Genomic DNA, 21,445 nt, shown 5'->3' on the forward strand with positions numbered 1-21,445 from the left:
TTTTCTTTTATTATACCAGAAAAATAGGCCATGTTCTACTATGCAGAGCGCCGGGCGCGGGGGCTGTATGCCTCTGCGTCCGGCGCTTTTTTTCTTATGCCTGATCCATCGGGAAGTTTGGCAGTTCTTCCAGCAGCTTCATAATCAAGTGCTGCTTCATGTCCTCGTCAACGGCCAGCTCGTCGATCATGGGGGTGTAGTGTTCAACTACCTTTTCTTTAGCCCATAGCTCACCGGCGACGGCGGCCTTGATGGTAGCGGTGTCCAGCAACATTTCCTGTTCGGCCATCGTGTCAACTCCTGTCTTGATTATCGTCCTGTCAAGCATACCACAGAAGCAGCATGAAAACCAGTGCCGGAAAGTTTTTCCTACGCATTTAGACCCGCTATTCAGAGGGTATTTGATAAATCATTCTGCCACCCCACCGACCACCACCGAAAAGCCTTGATTTCCGTGGACTTTTTACCCTCTAAATGCGTAGATAGGAGGGGCTTTCAGCTCTCGTATTCAGCATATAGCTTGTGGCACTGATACACCCTGTAATTCATTATCCTGAACAGCCCATAGGAAAACACCGGACGCGGTGGCTTGCTGGCCCTGCATCCGGCATTTTCCTATGGATTTATTCTACGCATTTCAAAGCCTGTTTCGGCGGGGATTGGAGCAATCCTATTGCCGCCCCGTCAATCGCTTGCCAGAAGCCCGCTGCGGCGGCCTATTCAGCGGCTTAACTGCGTAGATTGCAGGTATCTTTTCCGCTGCCTTTCGGCCTCTTGCTTCCGGCGCATCCGAACCGCACAATCCGGGCAGTATTTCGCCCGGTTAGATTTCGGTGTAAATGCAGCCCCGCACACGGCGCACCGTTTCACGCTGTCCCTGCTCTGGGTGATCTCGGCATACAGCGCCCCGTCCAGCGGGAGAACAGCGGCACGAAACCACCGGCACAGCAACGAATAGGAAATGCTCTGGACGCACACACATTCCTCGCCGTCGTCCAGCAAGAGGCAGTTTCCGTCACAGTAGTTGCAGCACTCATGTGTCAGCTTCCGGGCCTTGCGGTATTGAGGGTAATTCATTCTCGGTATGCTCATAGCTCTTGTGCCTGCTCCTTTCCCGGCGTCACCCGTAAAATGCTGTCCACATTCTGCTTGATGATACCGTATTCTTTCAGTTCTCGCTTGACTTCGCCGTACTGTTCGTACAGCCGCGTTTTCTGCTTGTCCAGCTCCCGGTACTCGGCTTTTAGGGCGGCCAGAGCAGGCAGCCTTGTGATCCCGGCGTCCTTGATGGCCTTTGCCGCTGCCTCGTACAAAATGAGCTGGCTTTCATGTTCGCGCCGGAACGCGGCCTTGTCTTTGGCCTTGCGGTATTCCAGCACCACGGGCCGGAGTTGCTTGTAGGTGGTGAGGTTCTTTATCAGCACCGCCATGTCCCCAAGACGCCGTTCCACGTCTTTGAGGGCCGCAGCCGCCTCGTCGTTGGCCGCGCTGATCTCCGCTACCTTGCTTTCCAGCTCGGCATATTGCTCTATGCCATGCTCGGTAAGAAAGTTGATTGTCTTTGCGGCCTGTTTCAAATTTTGGAGCTTCGCCCAACGTGCATAGCCCGCGCTCTGTTGGGCCTTGATGTTGTTCTCCAAGTCGATTCGCAGGGTGATACCCTTGCGCTGCCGGTTCGGGCCTCTGTCCACGGCAAGCCCCTTGATCCGGCTGGTGATGGCTTCCTCGGTGTAGTTCTCGCCCAAGGTCTTGCAGCGGGTGAAGCGTTCCTGTCCGGGGGCGCGGAACGAAATAAATTTGCCCTGCTTGATCTCATAGCCCCGCGCCGCCATGAGCCGGAGAAAATCGTCAAAGTCTTTGGCCTGCGGGATTACGGCGTCAATAGCAGCTTTCAGTTTGGCTTTCCAGCTCTTGCCCTTGCGACCGGCATCCCATTCCGCATAGCTCTTGCCCTTATCCCGGCTGGGCTGTACCACGGACAGGCCGTTTTCCCGGCACAGCCGGTCACTGGTGCGCCGGATATAGGCATAGCTCTGCCGGTTGGAATTGTACTTGCGGTGGTTCACCATATCCACAGCACAAAAAATCAGGTGATTGTGGACATGGCCCTTGTCGATGTGGGTAGTCAGCACATAGGAGTATTTGCCTTGTAGCACTTCGTCGGCAAGCTGCCTGCCGATCTCATGGGCCTGTTCCGGCGTGGCCTCGCCGGGGGCAAAGGATTGGATCAGGTGGTGGGCCAGATTGTTGCCTTTCTGGATGGCCTGCGCCAGCAGCATTTCAAATTCTATATCCGCTGTTTCATAGGAGCAGCCAAAGGAGGACACCAGCATTTTGTCCTCGGTCTTGTCCGGGTTCTCGATGTAGTCCAGCGCCTTTTTCAGCGTTGACTTGATAGGATGTATCTTTGTAACTGCCATATCTTCGCCAGCGCCCCTTTGATGTCCTCAATGTCCTGCGCGTACACAGTCCCGGTACTGTTGATACGCCGGGCAATCTGATTGACATTGACGCCGATCTTTTGCAGCTCGGCGGTCTGCGCTCGGATGTCGCTGGTGTCCATGTGGACGATATATCCGTCAATGAGCATTTTCCGGGCATAGGCGGAAAAGTTCTTCGTGTGGAGCTGGGCCATTTTCTGCTGGATCAAGGCCCGTTCTTCCGGCGTAACAGGGACACGCAGCACAATGTTTCGCGTTCGGTTTGTCATTCATTCACCGTCCTTTCTGAACAGGGGTTTGGGGCTTTCCCCAACAAGCAACCGGCCACGGCCCGCAGGGACAGAGGCGGGCCGGTTTTCGGAAGTGTGGCTACACTTCCTATGCTTGCTACGTTTCTTCTTCTCCGCTACTAAAACGCTACAAACACGTCCAACTGCCCGCAAAACACGAAGTTTTTCTGAAAAAAGGCAAAAAAATCAGAGAGCCTTGCGGCTCTCTGATAAAATGGAAAACAGAGGATGCTTTCACACATCCCCCGTTTCGTTTTTCTTCTTTGGATTTTGGATTTGAATAGCCCCGTCAATCGCGCCCTCGATGATCGGCAAATACTGCTCTGGACAAAGTTTCAGTTTGTGGCTGACCCGTTGCCTCTGTGGGCTTTCTTCCCGCATGATCTCCGGGTTGAAGTACCGTTCCACAGGTAAGCCGCACTCTTTGATAAGCTGTATGATAACCGGCAGGCTGGGGATCGTTCCATCATTCTCGATGTTGGCAAGATAGCGCCAGTCGATATTGACCTGTTCCGCCAGCGTCTTACGCGATAACTGCTTGACTTTCCGCGCCGCTTTTACATCCGCGCCAAAAGTTTCAAAGCCGGGACAATCTTTGATATTTGCCATATAGCACCACCCATCTACATTGTATATTTCATATTTTCTCAATGGAATGTTGCTATATGCAGGAAGATTAAACTTTATAATTCATATCTCGAAACATAGACAGAGGAAATCATTTCCACCCCCCCCTTGAAATATTGACAAGATACGCCTATCATGTTATACTGTTATACACAACAGCATAACAGTTAAAACACACGGAGGATGCAACAATGAAACTGATTATTTCAAATGTATCTGGCGTCCCCATATACGAGCAGATTAAGCAGCAGATCAAGGCGGCTATTTTATCCGGCGAGCTTCAAGCCGAAGAAACTTTGCCCTCCCTTAGAACACTTGCCAAAGACTTAAAGATCAGCGTCTTAACAGCGACAAAGGCATACACAGAATTAGAGCAAGAGGGTTTTGTTAAAAATGTGCAGGGGCGCGGATGTTTCGTAATGGGTTCTGGTTCAGAACTGATTAAGGAGCAGCTCATTTGCAAAGTAGAAAACAATCTCACCGAAGCAATAAAAGCTGCAAGAATGGCAAATCTATCCACAGAGGAATTACATCGCCTTTTGGACATTTTAACGGAGGTAAAAACAGATGAATAATTATTTAGAGGTAACGAACCTTTCAAAATCTTTTGATTCTTTCCAGCTTCACAATATCAGCTTTACTTTGCCAAAGGGATATATTATGGGCTTGATCGGCCCGAATGGTTCTGGCAAAACAACGACAATCAAACTGATTTTGAATATGCTCAAGCGCACCGGCGGTACAGTCAAAGTGATGGGGCTGGATAATATCGCAGAAGAACAAAAAGTAAAATCAGAGCTGGGCGTTGTTTTCGATACAAATTATTTCAGTGATGATTGGAAAGTGTCGCAGGTTGAAAAATCCATTTCGGTATTTTATCCAAATTGGGACAGCCAGAAATTTGCGGATATGTTACGGAAATTTCACATTGCACCAACCAAAAAGGTAAAAGAACTTTCCAAAGGTATGCAGATGAAGTTAATGCTTGCCTGTGCGTTTTCATACGACGCCAAACTGCTGATCCTTGACGAGCCGACCAGTGGACTTGATCCGGTTTCCAGAGATGAACTTTTGAAAATTCTTTCAGAGTATATTGAAGATGGCGAGCATAGTGTTTTGTTCTCTACCCATATCACAGGCGATTTGGAGCGTGCAGCCGATTATATTACCTACATCAGTTATGGCGAGCTGTACTTTACTGGCAGCAAAGATGATTTTGTAGATATGTTCCGCATTGTAAAAGGTGGAATTGAGGAACTGTCCGATGATCTGAAAAATAAGGCGGCTGGTATTCGTACATTCCCTACGGGATTTGAGGCGCTGATGAAAACCGAAGATATTAGCGGTTTCCCTAACCTGACCGTTGAGCCTGCCACCATTGATGAAATTGTAGTGTTTACAAGCAAGAAAGGTGACGATTATGAGTAATATTTTGAAATCCACAAAATTAGATATTGCATTGGTAAAACCATATTTTAAGACAATTTGCTTTACCCTGCTTCTACCGATTGTGTTTGCCGCAATCAATCGTTCTTTACTGACAGGGGTATCATTTGCCATGTGCTTTATTGCCATGACGACAGGATATACCTTTTCCATCACAGAGAAAAACAGCATGGATCGGCTGTTTGGTATTTTACCTGTTCGTAAAAGCGAGCTTGTGATCGGACGCTATGTTTTCGTCCTTGCAATGGGACTTCTTTCCCTGATTATTTCTTTGATTGCACAGCCGCTTGTCTTGAAAGTGCTGGGTGAAACAGTTGGCGTATTTGACATTGTGACTGCCGCTATTGCAGGAGTATTCTTATTTGCGCTCTATACCGTGTTCCAGATTCCGGGATATTACAAGTACGGCTCAATTAAAGGACGGGTATTTATGTATATTCCAGTGGCCGGTTTTTTGGTGACTTTACTTCTTCTCTCGAAAATGCCAGCTATCGGGAAGTCAATTATTTCAATCGTTGAATCTTCTCCGATACTTCTCGTTTTCCTTGCGGTTTTTTCTATTGTCGCGATGTATGCGGTTTCTATCATCTTGTCCATTCGGATTATGAAGAAGAAAGAAATGTGAGGTGATTGTATGGATTTCACAATTTTGGCAGTTGTACTTTTGATTGGTGTAGGCGTTCCTATCCGTAATAAACTCATACGGAAATATCGGGATAAAAAGAAACAAGAAGATAATAAGGATAAGCTGAAATAATATATAAACAGCACCAAGAGGAATATGAAAATATCTTCTTTGGTGCTGCTTTTTAATAGAGCTATATTTTGATGATAGATTTTTTGTAAAAATCTGTCCGTTGTAACATTTCGCGGACATTTGCCTGTTATACTATCTGCAAAAAGCAAAGGAAGTGAGGATATGAAGCAGATTTTAATTGTCGAGGACGACAGTTTTTTGAATAAGATGTTGGCCTACAACCTGACCGCAGACGGCTACGGCGTGACTTCTGCCCTAAATGCCAGAACCGCAGCCGACGCCATCCGCCAGCGGGAATTTGATTTGGTGCTGCTGGACATCAACCTGCCGGACGGGAACGGTTTTGAGTTGTGCAAGCTGATAAAGCCCCAGCACCCGGACACCATCGTAATTTTCTTGACCGCCAACGATCAGGAGAGCGACCAGATACGGGGCTATGAGGTGGGCGCGGTGGACTACATCACAAAGCCCTTTGTGATCGGGGCCTTGCAGCGGAAAATCAAAGCTATGTTTGCCATGCTGGAACACCACAAACCGGCCAAGGACATTTACGACGACGGGCGGCTGTTTCTGGACTTCTCGGAGCAGACGGCTTCCTTAAATGGCAAGCCTCTGACCCTATCCCCGATGGAGTATAAAATGCTGAACCTGTTCCGCAAAAATCCCCGGCAAGTGCTGACCCGTGGGCAGCTTTTAGAAAAGCTGTGGGATATAGACGAAAGGTTTGTGGACGAACACACCCTGACAACCTCCATCAGCCGGATTCGCAGCAAGATCGAATCCGACGGCGGCGCGCCCTATATCAAGACCGTTTACGGCATGGGCTATCAATGGACGGGAGGCGAGGCAAAATGAAGTTTCAAAACCTCTCGGTAAAGGGGCTGTTTGGCCGGGTGGCAATAGGGCTTGTCCTCTCTATGTCCGGGATCACCATAGCCCTGTTTCTTGTGACCAAACAGACAGCGGTGCTGCTGACGGGCGGGGTGCTGCTGCTGTGCGCCCTTGTGGGGATTTTTGTACTGACGCAGGTGTTTGGAAAGCGGCTGTCGCAGTTTACCGCTGACCTGTGCCAGACTTTAGACCACATGATCGCCGGGAATGAAGCGCCCCAGCGCCAAGAGGACAGCGAAACCCAGCTTGCCAGAATCGGATACCGGCTGGCAAGGCTTTACCAAATCATGCAGGAGAACCGCCGCCGGGTGGACGAGGAACGGCAGGAGTTGCAGACCCTTGTATCGGATATTTCCCATCAGGTAAAAACGCCGGTAAGCAATCTGAAAATGGCGACGGACACCCTGCTGGAAAAGCCTATGACGGAGGCGGAGCGCACCGACTTTATCCGGGGAATCCGCAGCCAGACGGATAAGCTGGACTTTCTCTTTCAAGCCCTTGTGAAAACCTCCCGTCTGGAAACAGGCGTGATCCAGTTGGATAAGAAGCCGGGCCGCCTTTTTGATACCGTGGCGCAGGCCATGAGTGGGATCGTGTATGCAGCGGAGAAAAAGGAAATCACCGTGTCCGTGGACTGCCCGGAGGATTTGACCGTTTCCCATGACAGAAAGTGGACATCCGAAGCCCTCTTTAATCTGCTGGACAATGCGGTAAAGTACACCCCGGCAGGCGGGAAAATCACGGTGTCGGTGGTGCTGTGGGAAATGTATGTAGAAATCAAAGTAGCCGACACTGGCAAGGGCATTTCCGAAAGCAATCAGGCCGCCATCTTCCGGCGCTTCTATCGTGAGGAAGAAGTACACGAACAGCAGGGCGTGGGTATTGGCCTGTATCTGGCCCGCGAGATTGTAGCGCGGCAGGGCGGTTATATTAAAGTGGTTTCGGAGCAGGGCAAGGGTTCGGAATTTTCCATTATGCTGCCAACAAAATAGGACGCGGCGGACGGCCATTTCCGGCTGCCCGCCGTAAAATTTTTTGAAATGTCCGAGTGCTGTAACATTTCACCCCGATTTTCAATGAAATTTTTTGGCCGCTGTAACATTTCGCGGACATTTGGGTTTTACAATACCCTTATCAACAGGCAGGAAGCCTTGAAAGGAGTTTTGAATATGAGCGTTTTACAGACGATTGACCTGAAAAAGTATTACGGCACAGAGCCGAACATCACCCGCGCCCTTGACGGCGTGAACTTCTCCGTGGCGGACGGCGAGTTTGTGGCCGTTGTGGGAACCTCCGGCAGCGGCAAGTCCACCCTGCTTCACATGATGGGCGGGCTGGATACCCCCACTTCCGGGAATGTGATCGTCCGGGACAAGGAGCTGGCGAAGATGAATGACGAGCAGCTCACCATCTTCCGGCGCAGAAACATCGGCTTTATCTTCCAGAATTACAACCTTGTTCCCATTCTGAATGTGTATGAGAACATCGTCCTGCCGGTAGAGCTGGACGGAGATACAGTAGATCAGAAGTTTATGAACGAAGTTGTTCACCTGCTGGGACTGGAAGATAAACTGAAAAATATGCCGAACAATCTTTCCGGCGGCCAGCAGCAGCGTGTGGCGATTGCCCGCGCCCTGATTACCAAACCGGCTATTGTGCTGGCCGACGAACCGACCGGCAATCTTGACAGCAAGACCAGCGCCGAGGTGCTGGGGCTTATCAAGCGTACCAGTGCGGAGTTTCGGCAAACTGTCGTGATGATTACCCACAATAACGATATTGCCCGTCTTGCAGATCGGATTGTCCGTATTGAGGACGGCAAGATCGTGGAGTAAGGAGGTGGCAGGCTATGACATGGCCTTTTGAAAATGATACCAGCACTATTATAAAGAAACTGGCGAAAGCTGACCTAAAGGAACATAGGCTCAAGACTTTAATCACTGCAATTATTATTGTAATTGCGACTTGCCTAATGGCAACCGTCTTTTCGATTTTAGTAAATGACGCACTGAAACAATCCACACAAGCACCTTATCATGCTATGTTTCGCGCTGTGAGCGAAGATACGAAAAATAAGTTACAGACCGATAATGATTTTGAAGCAGTTGGTGTTTACAAAACTTTTGGTAATATTGTGAACGATGATGGGCGCACTGATCTGGCATACATGGATGATCCGGCAATGTCCTTTTTGGGCTTTGAACTGCTGGATGGAAACCTGCCGCAAAATAACACAGAGGTACTTGTATCTGAAACTTATCTGTCTATTCACAAATTGGTATTAGGTGATACATTTTCCTTTGAATATGTAGACACCTTGACAAATGAATTGAAAGAAAACACATTTACTGTTTGCGGCATTATCCAAAACAAAACACAGGAAAAAGGAAAACAGTTTTATATTCTGACCTCTGATCGTTTCCGCACAGAATACGCACAGCAGTACAGCGAGCTTTCTTTAACTTACAGCACGCAAACCGCTACGACGGTTGATGTATTAGTTTCACTTAATTCGGAAAAAGCCGATATGAGTCCTGACACTCAAAAAGATTTTTTGAAAAGTAAAGGCGAAGCCGAAGGTATTGAAGATTTTGACATCATATTAAATGACAGATATATTGATGGAATCTATATTGATGGTGCTGTAGTGGTCGGTATTATCTTTTTTGCGATATTCATTATGTTCGCCAGCAGTTTTGTAATTTACAGTATTTTTTATATTTCCATTGTCAATTCGATGCCCATGTATGCCCAGTTCATTTCATTAGGGACGACGAAAAAACAGTTGCGTTACTTTTTGAAAATGCAGGGGAATTTACTGGCATTACGGTTTATCCCTTTGGGAGCATTGATTTCTATTTTGATTGTAGTTATTCTCTCCGGGGTGCAATGGCTTTTATATGACATGGCGATTGTTTTATTGTCTGGTTTCTTGATTTTTGCTGTTATCAAGTTCGCTTTGAGAAAGCCGGCGAAACTTCTTGCCAAAACTTCTCCTATTGAAGCAATGAAATTTCAAGGGGAAAAGGCCAGACAAGGACACAAAACATTGAAGCGGATTACACCAAATACTTTGGCGCAAAGCAACCTGAAAATGAATCAGAAGAAAAACCGTATGTCAATTATTTCATTGAGTATTAGTGGAACCTTGATGATTGCATTAGCTATCCTTATTTCTTCCATCAATCTTCCGGCTATGTTGCGACAAAGCTATCCATTAGACGAGGATTTCCAGATTGGCATACAGATGGATAACTTTTATGAGCGTTTTCCGACTATCATTCAAGACAATCCTCTATCAGAGGATTTGCAGGCACAAATATATAAAATTCCCGGCGTAGAAAAGATTGTATTGGATGGATGTGTCGTGGGCCGCTTAGTAGAATCAAAAGTTGTCTACGATTCGCCAGAGGACAATTTAGAAATTGTAAACAGTCTATCACCAGAACTTGTTGCTAATGCAAGTGAACTTGTGGACGGTACAATCAATTATGATGAAGTCGGTCTGGATGGCATAGTTGTCAATAAATACCGTACAGATCGAAGTGATACAAACTATGGCGATCTGAAAATTGGAGATACACTATTATTCCATTTTGATGTTGCCGGAAAAAACATTGAAAAAACTTTTACCGTTGCCGGGATTGCTTACTTCCCATCAACAGGGTTGTTCTATTGTACCAGCGAAGCAATAGCAGAACTTTCCCCTTATAATAATACATCACATTTATCCGTTTTTTGCGACCCGGATTATAAGGAATTTGTTCAAGATGGGATCATGGCGCTTATAAGCGGAAATCCGAATTTGAGGCTCAAAATTTACGATGAAGAATTTTCTACAATTAGAGGATTCATAAAGGCAACCACAAGCAGTCTGTACGGTATATCTGCATTTGTAATTCTTTTCGGGCTATTAAATATGGTGAATATGCTAATCAGCAGCGCTATTGTCCGTAAACGGGAATTTGCGCTTTTACAGGCAGTTGGAATGACAAATCAACAACTAAGAAAAATGCTTTACCGAGAGGGAATGAGCATTAGTGTAAAGTCTGCAATATTGGCAACCTTTTTGGGCGTTACAGTAGGTGCTTTGCTATGCTATTTGGCAAATAAGGTATTGGCTCTGAAATTTATCCTTTTTGAGTTTAATATATTCCCGATTCTTTTATTCTCCATTTTGCTCGTCGGATTGCAGATTTGCATTAGCTATGGGGTTAGCCGATCCATTGAGAAAGATACTTTGGTGGAACGATTGAGAACGGAATAGCAACTGTATGGAATCGGCGGGGGGCGTATGCTACCCTGCCGGTTCTACTATTTCTCAAATATTTTTTGAAATGTCCGAGCATTGTAACAATTCAGCCTGTTTTTTTGTCGAAATTAAAGGTACCTCGGACATTTGTGTAACATTTGTAGTTTATGCTTGTGGTAAATCAATAAGAAACATCTGCCTCCACAGCGGAGGAAAGAAAAAAACCGCTGACGGGCAGAGGATTTCGTGCGCTTTCCTGTATCACTGACGATACGGCGGTTTTGAGTAGATCAAGGCCGCCGTTCTTTTGCCCTCATATAGAATGACGACGCCCTGACGCTGGCGAGATCGGCGGCTTTAGGAGGGAGCCGCCATGAAGCAAAGAGCGTTTCGACAAAATAAGACGGGGATTGCACCGCCAAAAAAAGCCTGTCCCCAGCAATGGGGACAAGCGGCCATGAGTATGTACTATACTATGTAAATCAATTTCATAACACTTCTAATTTCGCCCGGTGGGTCTACGACCTGCCGGGCGAAATTTGTTGTTTTCTGCGGTCTGCTCTGTACCCCGAAGATGATTTCAAAAAAAGTCTAAAAAGGAGGCGTTCAGCGGGCAGCAAAGGGTATCGCAGGATTATTAGTAGCGGAAAGGGAGAGAACCACCTAATCCCCCAACAGAAAGGGGGTGAGAATGATGGAAGCTATCCCCCGCGACTATGGACGAGGCCAGTTTGATGCCTTTTGCAAAAAAGTGCTGAAAAACGAGGCACGGGCTTATCTGCGGAATATGAAGCGTCAAAGAAATCGTGAAACGATATTCAGCGACCTGCCGCAGCATGAGTTGGACAAGCTCTGCACCGTAGACCGCTATCCCAGCGACAGCTTTGTGTTTAGCTCTCATGGGTACGATTTACATATCGACAACGAGCTTGTGGCCGACGCTTTTGCCAGTCTGCCGCAACAGGAACAAAGTATTTTGATCCTGTACTGCGTACTGGATATGGCAGACAGCGAGATCGCCAGCCTCACAGGGATGTCCCGCAGCGCCGTCCAGCGCCACAGGACAAAAACACTGAAAGAGTTGCGTGTAAAATTGATGGCGCTCATGCCGGAAGGAGGTTGACGCGGATGAAAGAACCTGCCTGCAAAGGCAAAGAGCCTTTGCCCCTTTCAGTGTATGTGTCTGCCCGTGCGGGCGATCCCCAAGCCGTAGAACGGCTGCTTCGGTACTATGACGATTACATGAATTGTCTGTGTACCCGGACGCTCTATGACGAGGACGGCTGCCCTCATTTGTGCGTGGACGAGTACATGAAACGGTGTTTAGAGATCAGGTTGATCCAAGCCATCGTTAAAGTTTAACGATAATTGCCCGGCTGGATGCAGCGGCTTACCCTTTCCCCGCCAGCAAAAGGTCTGTGGCATCACAGCTCTTTGACAAATATGCCCGCACCAGCGGCGCATCATAGGGCAAAACGGACACATTCTGTCTGTGCCGAGCCGTGCAGCAGGTGCGCCATGAGGCTTTTCCCTACGGGAAAAGCGGAGCGAGAACCACCATACTGTAAAGTGAGTGTGGCAGCTTACGGGCGACGACGTACAGGCAGGACAATGATACTCCCGCGTTGAACGCCCTCAAAGCATTGCGCGGCGCACCCATCAGCATGGGCCGGGGTGAAACTCCCGTGGAGCTGTGCCAGCAGCCGTCCGTCCTGCCCATTTCGTTTTACACCAATGTAAGCGAAAGGGGGATTACTGTATGAGTGCAGTAACAAGTCAGAACCAGACCGCCCCCGTAGTACGTCAGTACGAGATCGGAGGCGTTCGATATATTGTGAAAGCGACCGTCAAAAACGGCGCAAAAGAAACCGCAGTCAAGAAAATCCGTCGGCTGCTCCAAAACGATATGAGCAAAGCAGCGACTTAAAAATTAAAGATTTTTTAATTTCCTACGAGCAGACGAACGGGGCATGATATGGTATAATATACTTGTATCATGCCTCGTTTTCCGGCTGCGGAATAGGAGGAACTTATGAGCAAACAGCCGGAAATGGTGATTGCACGGAACCGCCGTGCGACACGGAATAACGATACTACTTTGAACCTTGACAATCAAATGTACCAACAGCCAGTCACTTCCTTTCAGCGCGTGTCCAACGACGCGCCGTTGAGCGAGGAAACCAAGACGGCCATCCAAAACACGGTGCTGCAATTCTATGTCCACAGCCAGCCGCAGGAGGAAGCCGAGGGCATTACCGCCTGCTATGAGCGTCTTTCCCAAGAAGATAAGCTGGACGGCGAGAGCAATAGTATCAGCAACCAGAAGCGGATTTTGGAAAAGTATTGCCGGGATCATGGCTATACAGCCATCCGCCACTATGACGAGGACGACGGATATTCGGGAACCAACTTCAACCGGCCCGGATTCCAGCGGATGCTTGCTGACATCAAGGCGGGCAAGATCAAGCGCGTTGTCGTTAAGGATATGAGCCGGTTCGGGCGTAACTATCTTCAAGTTGGGATGTACACGGAAATGCTGTTTCCAGAGTATGGCGTCCACTTTATTGCCGTCAATGACGGTGTGGACAGTGTACGCGGGGACAGTGAGTTTACCGCCATCCGCAATGTGTTTAATGAAATGTACGCCAAGGACACCAGCAAGAAAATCCGGGCAACATGGCAATCCAAGGGACGTTCCGGCGAACACCTTACCACCATCCCGCCCTATGGGTACAAGAAAGACCCGGAGGACAAGAAGCGGTGGATCGTGGACGAAGAAGCTGCCGCCATTGTCCAAAAGATTTTTGCACTGTGCATGGATGGTATGGGGCCGACGCAGATCGCAAAATGGCTGACACAAAATAGGGTGCTAAACCCTACTGCTTACGCCTACGATAAGGGACTGCCGGTATCCAATAAGCCGCCTGTCAGTCCCTACAAGTGGACGAATGAAACGGTATCACGGATTTTGGAGCGCCTTGACTATTTGGGCCATACGGTGAATTTCAAAACCACCAAGCAATCGTTCAAGAGCAAGAAGAAGCTGTGGAACGACCCGTCGGAATGGGTAATTTTTGAGAACACACAGGAACCCATCATTGAGGAAAGTGTATTTCTGATTGTCCAGAAAATCCGGCAGGGCCGTCGCCGTCCTACCAGAATGGGGGACATGGGAATGTTCTCCGGCCTGCTGTACTGTGCGGATTGCGGCGGCAAGATGTACCTGTGCCGTGCTAATTGCTACAAGCCAGAGCAGGAATATTACATCTGTTCTACCTACCGTAAAGACCGCACCTTATGTACGACCCATTCAATCCGGCGCGTTGTCCTTGAAGAAATCGTACTGCGGAACCTGCGGGAAGCCATTCAGTATGTGACACAGTATGAGGACGACTTTGTGCAACGGGCAGCGGATCAAAGCCTGCGGGAACGGGACAAGGAGCTGGCGCAAAAGAAAGATACCCTGACGCAATCGCAAAAGAGGATTGCCGAGCTGGATGTTATCATCAAGCGACTGTATGAGGATAACATTTCCGGCAAGCTCTCCGACGAGCGTTTCATCAAACTGTCCCGTGACTATGAGCTGGAACAGACCAACCTTACAAACCTTGTCGAACATCTACGGCAGGAAGTCAAGGAACAGGAAAAGCAGAAAGTCAATGTCAGACAGTTTATTGCAGCGGTCAGGAAGTACACCGATATGCAGCAGCTTGACGCTTCTGTTCTCCGGGAGTTTGTGGAGAAAATTTATATCTCCGAGGTCTATACGCCGGACGAGAACGAGCCGCGCATCAAGGTCAGAGAAATCGAGATTGTCTACAACTTCATTGGTGCATTTGATTTTGAGGAAGCAAGGGAGCAATCCAAAGCAGCCCAAAAAGAAAAGAAAACCGGCGTAGCCTAAACTACGCCGATTCTCTCACATAAATGTTTTCTTACGTCACCGCCCCTAAAGCAGCCGTTTTTATTATGCGTCCGTCAGGCCAGCTCGATGACCTGGTCGCGCGCCGGTCCAACGCCCAGCATGGTGATCGGGCAGCCGATCAGGCGCTCCAGCTCGCGGATGTAGCTCTGCACGGTCTGCGGCAGCTCGGCAAACGAGCGGCAGTCCGTGATATCCTCGTCAAAGCCATCGAACTCCTCGTACACAGGCTCGCAGCCGTCCAGCGCCAGGAAATTGGCGGGCAGCTCGGTGACGGTTTCGCCGTTCTTCAGCCGGTAGGCCACGCACACCTTGAGCTTGGGCAGGCCGCGCAGCGGGTCGATCTTGTTGATTACGGCCTCAGTCATGCCGTTGACACGCACCGCGTAGCGCGCCACAACCGCGTCGAACCAGCCGGTGCGGCGCGGGCGGCCGGTGACCGTGCCGAATTCGCCGCCGGCATTCCGGATGTAATCGCCGGTGTCGTCGAACAGCTCGGTCGGGAACGGCCCCTCGCCCACGCGGGTTGTGTAGGACTTGAATATGCCCATGATGCTGCGCACCGCGGTCGGGCCGACGCCCGAGCCGATGCAGCAGCCGCCCGCTACCGGATGCGACGAGGTGACGAACGGATAGGTACCCATATCCAGGTCGAGCAGCGTACCCTGCGCGCCCTCGAACAGCACCTCCTTGCCAGCCTGAACCGCTTCCCAGGTCAGGAGCGAGGTGTCGGTCACATAGGGGCGCAGGCGCTCGGCGTAGGCGCGGTATTCCGCGACGACCGCGTCCGCGTCGATCGGCTCGCCGCCGTACACGCCCGTAATCACGCGGTTTTTGTACGCGCACGCCTCGCGGACGACGGTTTCGAACCGGTCCGGATCGACAAAATCATGCATGCGTACGCCGCTGCGCTCGGATTTATCCATATAGGTCGGGCCGATGCCCTTTTTGGTCGTGCCGATGGCGGTGCCATCCTTGGCCTTTTCGGCCTCGCTCAGCGCGTCCAGCTCCAGGTGCCACGGCAGGATGCAATGGCAGCGGGCGTCGATGAACAGCTTGTCGGTCGAAACGCCCTTTTCGTGCAGGCCGTCGATCTCGCCCAGGACCGCTTTGGGATTGACGACCACGCCCGGCCCGATCACATTGACGCACGCCGGATACAGGATGCCCGAGGGGATGAGCTGCAGCTTGTATTTTTCGCCGCCCGCGACGACCGTGTGGCCCGCGTTGTTGCCGCCCTGGCTGCGCACGACCAGATCGGCCCTGCCTGCGAAAATATCGATAAATTTACCCTTGCCCTCGTCGCCCCACTGCGCGCCGAGGATCACCTTACCTGGCATAGGAGTTCATTCCTTTCTTGCACTTGCGCATGCTTTCCGCATGCCATACAGACAAAGTATAGCATAGGGGAGCGCGCTTTTCAATCCTGATTTTGCGGGTTTTGGCTTGTAAAAGGCCGGCCGGCGATGTAAAATAATTGCGTAAAGCAATCATAAGGAGTTAACGAGCATGCATTATCTGGACAACGCGGCGACGACGCGCGTGCTGCCCGAGGCGGCCGACGCCGCGCTGCGCGCCATGTGCGAAGCGTTCGGCAACCCGTCGAGCCTGCACAGGATGGGGATAGAAGCGTCGCGCCTGCTGGAGGACAGCCGCAGGACGGTCGCTTCCGCGCTCGGCTGCCTGCCGGAGGAGACGTACTTCACCTCCTGCGGCACGGAGAGCACCAATATCAGCCTGCGCGGTGTTTCCCACCTCAACCGCCACAAAAAGGGGCGCGTCATCACCACCGAAATCGAACACGCGGCCACCCTCAACACCTGCAGGCAGCTCGCGGCCGAGGGGTTCGACGTGGCGTTCCTCGCGCCGGACGCGACCGGCCATATCACGGCTGCGGCGCTGGAAGCGGCGCTGACCGAGGACACGGTCCTGCTGTCCTGCCAACTGGTCAACAACGAGATCGGCACGGTGCAGCCCGTGGCCGAGCTGGGGGCGCTGCTCAAGGCCAGGGCGCCGCAGGCGCTGTTCCACGTCGACGCGGTGCAGGGGCTGTGCCGCGTACCCCTCGCGCCCAAAAAGTGGAAGTGCGATTTGATGAGCGTTTCCGGCCACAAGATCGGCGCGCCCAAGGGCATCGGCGCGCTGTATGTCAGGAAGGGGCTGCGCCTGCCGCCCCTGATGTTCGGCGGCGGGCAGGAAAAGGGGCTGCGCCCGGGGACCGAGGCGCTGCCGAATATCGCGGCGTTCGCCAGGGCGTGTGAGATCCGCATGGCGCGTTTTGACGAGGATTACGCGCATGTGGCAGCGCTCGCGGCCTATCTCAGGGAACAGGCGGCGGCGTCCCTGCCGGACGCGGCGTTCAACGGCGCGGGGGATATCCCGCATGTGGTCAACCTGTCGCTGCCGGGCTGCAAAAGCGAGGTTATGCTGCGCGTGCTCGAAAGCGACGGCGTGTACGTTTCAAGCGGGTCCGCCTGCTCCAAGGGCAGGCAGAGCGGGGTGCTGCGCGCGCTCGGCCTGCCGAAGGAGCGCACGGACAGCGCGCTGCGCGTCTCGTTCGCGCCGCACAATACAACCGAAGATGTGGACGCGTTTATCCGCGCGGCGCAGAAGGGTGTGCGGATGCTGCGCCGGTAAGCGCGCCGCCTGGGAAAAAGGGGGAGGACAGCCGTGGCAAAGAGAGAGAAACTGCTTTCCGTGGTCAGCGTGGCGCTGCTGGCCGCGCTGTGCGCTGCGCTTCCGGTGGTGGACCGCGTGTGGTACGGCGGCGCGCTGCTCGGCGGGGGACAGATCGCTTTTGCGGTCCTTGTGATACTGGGGGCGGCGCTGCTGGCGTTCGAGCTTCGGAAAAAGCCGGAAAACCGCCGGTGGTCGGCCGCGGTATCGCCCAGAGCCCGCATCGCGGGCGCCGTAATCGACGCTGTGGTGATCCTGCTCCAGATCCGCGGGGGCATGCACGGCCTGCTGCTGGGCTGCCTGACGATCGGCCTGTTCGCCGCTGCGGGGCTGGAATCGCTGCTGGCCATCCGGAACAGCTCGCGCGTCGGGCGGGGACTGTTCCTGATTGCGCTGAGCATGCTGCTCTGCACGGCGGGCTACTTCCTCGCCGTGCGGCCTATCCCGCTGGCGCAGGCGGAGCAGCTCGCGCGCGGGCTGGGGTATGAGCAGCTCGCGCACGAGGGTATCTCGCACGGCGACAGCCTGTGGGAGGAGGACGGCCGCGGCCGCATGGGATTCTATGAGGATGCGACGGTGGAGGACCGCGCGCTCGGCCACTACGCGTTTTCCGCGGAGAAGGACGGGCGGCGCTTCATGGTCTATGTGCCGGTCGCCTCGTCCGGCGCGGTCGCCCAGTCCGAGGTGGGCGCATGAAAGCGGGGCGGCATCCGGCGCGGCAGTACGGCCTTGCGGCGGTGCTGTGGCTCGCCTGCGTGGTGTGGTTCGGCTGGCTGACGTTTGGCGGGCATTACGGCGGCAGGGTCGGATGCAGGGTGATGTTTCCGATCGTGCTGGGGTCTGGAATCGGCGGCGCGCTGCGTTTTTCGATGGACAGGGATACGGGGAACAGCGAAACCGCGGTGCGGAAGACGGCGGAAAAACACCGTCCAGACGGCCTGCTGACGCGGCTGTTACAACTGGGAGTTTCGTGCGGCGTGCTGGTGCTGGCGTGCTTTTTTGCGAGGTACCCCTGGCTGCTGGACACCTGGCTCTGCGTGGGGTATCTGGGCTGCATCCTGCTGCTGGACCGGAACGGGCGGGAGTATACCCCCAGCGGGATGGCGGGGCTTTACGGCGTGCTGCTCCTCATTGCGCTTGTCTGGTTCGCGGCGCTGCGGCCGCTTCCGGTGGACGAGGCCGCGCGGCTCGTGGAGCAGGAGGGCTACCGGCAGCCCGTATTGGCCTACTGGTATGTCTGCGACCATGACGGCAGGCTGGGCGCGTATCATTTTGAGGCGCAGAAAGACGGGGAAATCCGTGTGGTCGCGGTGGACGTGCAGAGCGGCGCGCTCACGGTGGACCGGTAACGGGTTCGTTTGATACATAAAAAATAAAAGGAGATCGTATGAAAGAAGTATTATTGCTCAAATGCGGGGAGATCGTCCTCAAGGGCCTCAACCGCAAGACCTTTGAGGACCGGCTGCTCAAAAACCTGTCGCGGCGCATGAAGCACGTCGCGGACTGCGGGATTTCCATGCGGCAGTCGGTCGTGTACGTCGAGGTGCCGGAGGAGGCCGACGCGGACGCGGTCATGGACTGCGCGCGGCATGTGTTCGGCTTCGCGACCATCTCGCGCGCGGCCGTGTGTCCGGAAAAGACGCTCGAAAGCGTGATCGAGACCGCGCAGTCCTATCTGGCGCCGCGCTTTGCGCAGGCAGGGACCTTTAAGGTGGAAACCAAGCGCGGGGACAAAAAGCTCCCCATGACCTCGACCGAGATCAGCCAGCGGGTCGGGGGCGAGCTGGCCGACCGCTTTCCAGCGGTCAAACCGGATATGCACCACCCAGACCTGACCGTGCATGTCGAAATGCGCGAAAAGTACGCCTTTGTGCATGCCGGCCCCGAGCCGGGTGCGGGCGGCATGCCGATCGGCTCGAACGGCAGGGCCGCGCTGCTGCTGTCCGGCGGCATCGACAGTCCGGTTGCGGGCTGGATGATGGCCAAGCGCGGCCTGGAGCTGGTGGGCATCCATTTCTTCAGCTACCCCTACACCTCGGAGCGCGCCAAGGAGAAGGTGCTCGAGCTGGGGCGCAAGCTGACCGTGTGGTGCGGCCGCATGAGCGTGATGGTGGTGCCGTTCACCAGAATCCAGGAAGAGATCCGCGAAAAGTGCCACGAGGAGCTGTTCACGCTCATCATGCGGCGCTTCATGATGCGTATTGCAGAAAGGGTCGCCGTGGAATACGGCTGCGGCGCGCTGATTACGGGCGAATCGCTCGGCCAGGTGGCCAGCCAGACCATGCCCGCCATGGCCGTGACCGGCGCGGTGTGCGGGCTGCCCGTGTTCCGCCCGTGCATCGGCATGGACAAGGAGGAGATCGTGACCATCGCGCGTAAGATCGACACCTTTGAAACCTCCATCCTGCCCTATGAGGACTGCTGCACGGTGTTCACTCCCAAGCACCCGAACACCAAGCCCAAGATGCCGAAAATCCTCGAGGCGGAAAGCCGCCTGGAGGTGGACGCGCTGGTGGACGAGGCGGTCGCGGGGGTGGAGATCATCCATCTGCCGTAAACGGCTCTAAGGGGGACGCTGTCCCCCTTAGATACGAAAAAAGTTCCAAAGAAACTTTTTTCGATAACCCCCTCGCCTTTGTAACCAAAGGCGGTCGCGCCGCCACGGCGCGGGTCGTGGTATCAAACCGCGGCAAAGCTGCGGTTTGATTGAGTTATTTACTGCGCGCATTGGGCGCGAAAGGAGAAGCAGTTATGAATGCAGAACTGATCGCCGTCGGCACCGAGATCCTGCTCGGCGACATTGTCAACACGGATGCGCAGCTCATCTCGCAGGGCCTGAGCGAGCTTGGCATCAACGTATTTTATCAGACCGTGGTGGGAGACAATCCGGCGCGCCTGCGCCATGTGGTCGAAACGGCGCGCGACCGCGCGGACATCATCATCACCACCGGCGGCCTCGGCCCCACGCTCGACGACCTGACCAAGGAAACGCTGGCCTCGGTCTTCGGGAAAAAGATGGCGCTGCACCAGCCCTCGCTCGACCGCATCAAGGGCTTTTTCCAGACCATCGGCCGCGAGATGACGCCGAACAACGAAAAGCAGGCCTGGCTGCCCGAGGGCTGCACCGTGTTCGTCAACGAATGGGGAACCGCCCCGGGCTGCGCGTTCGAGGCGTATGGCAAGCATGTCATCATGCTGCCCGGCCCCCCGCGCGAGTGCAACCCCATGTGGAAGGAATGCGCGATGCCCTACCTGTACAAGTTTGCGGGCGGCTGCATCGTCTCGCGCAACATCCGCGTGTTCGGCCTGGGTGAGAGCAATATGGAAACCATCCTGCACGACATGATGGCCGAGAGCAAAAACCCGACCATCGCGCCCTACGCCAAGACCTCGGAGTGCTTCGCGCGCGTGACCGCCAAGGCGGACACGCCGGAGGAATGCGAAAAGCTGCTCGCGCCGGTTGTGGAAAAGATCTGCGGCCTGCTGGGCGAGGATGTGTACGGCGTGGATGTGGATTCGCTGGAGCAGGTCGTGGGCGACGGACTGCAGGCGCGCGGCCTGACGCTCGCCGTGGCGGAAAGCTGCACGGGCGGACTGCTGTCCAAGCGCATCACGGACGTGCCGGGCTGCTCGGCGTATTATCTGGGCGGCGTGTGCTCCTATGCCAACGAGGTCAAAACGCGCCTGCTGGGCGTCCGGAAGGAGACGCTGGACACGGTCGGCGCGGTGTCGCCCGAGGTGGCCGAGCAGATGGCTGCGGGCGTGGCGCAGGCGCTGGGCGCGGACGTGGGCGTGGGCATCACGGGCGTGGCCGGACCGGGCGGCGGGACCGACGACAAGCCGGTCGGCCTGGTGTACATCAGCGTATGGCACAAGGGGCGGAACTTCACCCGTAAAATGAAGTCCATGAACGGGCGGGACCGCGTGCGCATGCAGGCGGCCTCCACTGCGCTGGATATGATCCGCCGGAACATTTTCTGAACAGAACATAGGGATATTGTGCATTATCTCAACATTTCCCGACAAAAGCTGTTGAAACCAAACAAAATTCTCATTAAAAAAGTCTGGTAATTGTGTAAAATTGCTGGACTTTTTTTCTTTGTTGATGTATACTATATCCAACTAAAGCCAGGCTTGCTGCGG

General features: G+C 53.2%; 23 protein-coding genes. 17 read left to right on the forward strand and 6 right to left on the reverse strand.

Features of this window, described 5'->3' with window-relative positions:
* Positions 1–94: 94 nt before the first annotated feature.
* From ACYQ3S_RS10185 to ACYQ3S_RS10205, 5 genes are all read right to left on the reverse strand, one after another.
* Complete coding sequence (locus ACYQ3S_RS10185; protein WP_459688898.1) at positions 95–289, reverse strand: helix-turn-helix domain-containing protein; 195 nt, start codon at positions 287–289, stop codon at positions 95–97.
* 431 nt (positions 290–720) lie between these two features.
* Entirely contained in the window at positions 721–1,092 is a 372-nt protein-coding gene (locus ACYQ3S_RS10190; protein WP_459688900.1) for a cysteine-rich VLP domain-containing protein, read from the reverse strand.
* On the reverse strand, positions 1,089–2,420 hold the full coding sequence (locus ACYQ3S_RS10195) for a relaxase/mobilization nuclease domain-containing protein (protein WP_459688902.1): 1,332 nt from the start codon (positions 2,418–2,420) through the stop codon (positions 1,089–1,091). The genes ACYQ3S_RS10190 and ACYQ3S_RS10195 overlap by 4 nt, the downstream gene beginning before the upstream one ends.
* Positions 2,381–2,710 (reverse strand): plasmid mobilization protein, encoded by a 330-nt coding sequence (locus ACYQ3S_RS10200; RefSeq protein WP_459688903.1) that lies wholly within the window; start codon positions 2,708–2,710, stop codon positions 2,381–2,383. The genes ACYQ3S_RS10195 and ACYQ3S_RS10200 overlap by 40 nt, the downstream gene beginning before the upstream one ends.
* Positions 2,711–2,965: 255 nt before the next feature.
* The gene (locus ACYQ3S_RS10205; RefSeq protein WP_459688904.1) at positions 2,966–3,340 is read right to left on the reverse strand and encodes a helix-turn-helix domain-containing protein; all 375 of its coding nucleotides are present in this window, start codon (positions 3,338–3,340) and stop codon (positions 2,966–2,968) included.
* A 209-nt stretch (positions 3,341–3,549) separates the two neighbouring features.
* Here ACYQ3S_RS10205 and ACYQ3S_RS10210 point away from each other — a divergent pair, with 209 nt between their 5' ends.
* The 12 genes from ACYQ3S_RS10210 (at position 3,550) to ACYQ3S_RS10265 (ending at position 14,608) form a co-directional block, all read left to right on the forward strand.
* A complete protein-coding gene (locus ACYQ3S_RS10210) occupies positions 3,550–3,933 on the forward strand; it encodes a GntR family transcriptional regulator (protein ID WP_459688906.1) in 384 nt (127 codons plus the stop codon).
* Positions 3,926–4,786: an ABC transporter ATP-binding protein gene (locus tag ACYQ3S_RS10215; RefSeq protein WP_459688907.1), complete on the forward strand. Its 861-nt coding sequence runs from the start codon at positions 3,926–3,928 to the stop codon at positions 4,784–4,786. Before ACYQ3S_RS10210 ends, ACYQ3S_RS10215 begins: the two co-directional genes overlap by 8 nt.
* Positions 4,779–5,429: an ABC-2 transporter permease gene (locus ACYQ3S_RS10220; protein ID WP_459688909.1), complete on the forward strand. Its 651-nt coding sequence runs from the start codon at positions 4,779–4,781 to the stop codon at positions 5,427–5,429. The genes ACYQ3S_RS10215 and ACYQ3S_RS10220 overlap by 8 nt, the downstream gene beginning before the upstream one ends.
* A gap of 9 nt (positions 5,430–5,438) precedes the next feature.
* Positions 5,439–5,561 carry a hypothetical protein gene (locus tag ACYQ3S_RS10225; protein WP_262348839.1) on the forward strand — a complete coding sequence of 41 codons (123 nt, stop codon included), beginning with the start codon at positions 5,439–5,441 and terminating at the stop codon, positions 5,559–5,561.
* 162 nt (positions 5,562–5,723) lie between these two features.
* The gene (locus ACYQ3S_RS10230; protein WP_154268661.1) at positions 5,724–6,416 is read left to right on the forward strand and encodes a response regulator transcription factor; all 693 of its coding nucleotides are present in this window, start codon (positions 5,724–5,726) and stop codon (positions 6,414–6,416) included.
* Positions 6,413–7,444 (forward strand): sensor histidine kinase, encoded by a 1,032-nt coding sequence (locus ACYQ3S_RS10235; protein ID WP_459688911.1) that lies wholly within the window; start codon positions 6,413–6,415, stop codon positions 7,442–7,444. Before ACYQ3S_RS10230 ends, ACYQ3S_RS10235 begins: the two co-directional genes overlap by 4 nt.
* 177 nt (positions 7,445–7,621) lie before the next feature.
* Entirely contained in the window at positions 7,622–8,287 is a 666-nt protein-coding gene (locus ACYQ3S_RS10240) for an ABC transporter ATP-binding protein (protein WP_459688912.1), read from the forward strand.
* 14 nt (positions 8,288–8,301) lie between these two features.
* Entirely contained in the window at positions 8,302–10,719 is a 2,418-nt protein-coding gene (locus ACYQ3S_RS10245) for an ABC transporter permease (protein ID WP_087227068.1), read from the forward strand.
* A gap of 679 nt (positions 10,720–11,398) precedes the next feature.
* Positions 11,399–11,827 carry a sigma-70 family RNA polymerase sigma factor gene (locus tag ACYQ3S_RS10250; protein ID WP_459689007.1) on the forward strand — a complete coding sequence of 143 codons (429 nt, stop codon included), beginning with the start codon at positions 11,399–11,401 and terminating at the stop codon, positions 11,825–11,827.
* A 5-nt stretch (positions 11,828–11,832) separates the two neighbouring features.
* Positions 11,833–12,066: a helix-turn-helix domain-containing protein gene (locus tag ACYQ3S_RS10255; protein WP_459688915.1), complete on the forward strand. Its 234-nt coding sequence runs from the start codon at positions 11,833–11,835 to the stop codon at positions 12,064–12,066.
* Positions 12,067–12,463: 397 nt separating this feature from the next.
* Positions 12,464–12,631, forward strand: a complete 168-nt coding sequence (locus tag ACYQ3S_RS10260; RefSeq protein WP_459688916.1) for a transposon-encoded TnpW family protein — start codon at positions 12,464–12,466, stop codon at positions 12,629–12,631.
* A 105-nt stretch (positions 12,632–12,736) separates the two neighbouring features.
* The gene (locus tag ACYQ3S_RS10265) at positions 12,737–14,608 is read left to right on the forward strand and encodes a recombinase family protein (RefSeq protein ID WP_459688918.1); all 1,872 of its coding nucleotides are present in this window, start codon (positions 12,737–12,739) and stop codon (positions 14,606–14,608) included.
* A gap of 74 nt (positions 14,609–14,682) precedes the next feature.
* Here ACYQ3S_RS10265 and ACYQ3S_RS10270 read toward each other — a convergent pair whose 3' ends face one another.
* A complete protein-coding gene (locus ACYQ3S_RS10270) occupies positions 14,683–15,966 on the reverse strand; it encodes an adenylosuccinate synthase (protein WP_054327390.1) in 1,284 nt (427 codons plus the stop codon).
* 169 nt (positions 15,967–16,135) lie between these two features.
* Here ACYQ3S_RS10270 and ACYQ3S_RS10275 point away from each other — a divergent pair, with 169 nt between their 5' ends.
* The 5 genes from ACYQ3S_RS10275 to ACYQ3S_RS10295 all read left to right on the forward strand — a co-directional run bounded on the left by ACYQ3S_RS10275 (position 16,136) and on the right by ACYQ3S_RS10295 (position 21,283).
* On the forward strand, positions 16,136–17,263 hold the full coding sequence (locus tag ACYQ3S_RS10275) for a cysteine desulfurase family protein (RefSeq protein WP_459688920.1): 1,128 nt from the start codon (positions 16,136–16,138) through the stop codon (positions 17,261–17,263).
* Between the two features lie 33 nt (positions 17,264–17,296).
* Positions 17,297–17,998, forward strand: a complete 702-nt coding sequence (locus ACYQ3S_RS10280; protein ID WP_459688921.1) for a hypothetical protein — start codon at positions 17,297–17,299, stop codon at positions 17,996–17,998.
* Positions 17,995–18,651 carry a hypothetical protein gene (locus ACYQ3S_RS10285; RefSeq protein ID WP_459688923.1) on the forward strand — a complete coding sequence of 219 codons (657 nt, stop codon included), beginning with the start codon at positions 17,995–17,997 and terminating at the stop codon, positions 18,649–18,651. Before ACYQ3S_RS10280 ends, ACYQ3S_RS10285 begins: the two co-directional genes overlap by 4 nt.
* A gap of 38 nt (positions 18,652–18,689) precedes the next feature.
* The gene (gene thiI, locus ACYQ3S_RS10290; RefSeq protein ID WP_459688924.1) at positions 18,690–19,859 is read left to right on the forward strand and encodes a tRNA uracil 4-sulfurtransferase ThiI; all 1,170 of its coding nucleotides are present in this window, start codon (positions 18,690–18,692) and stop codon (positions 19,857–19,859) included.
* A 194-nt stretch (positions 19,860–20,053) separates the two neighbouring features.
* Positions 20,054–21,283, forward strand: a complete 1,230-nt coding sequence (locus ACYQ3S_RS10295; protein ID WP_459688925.1) for a competence/damage-inducible protein A — start codon at positions 20,054–20,056, stop codon at positions 21,281–21,283.
* Positions 21,284–21,445 lie beyond the last annotated feature (162 nt).

The organism is Agathobaculum sp. TL06 (genome assembly GCF_054658635.1).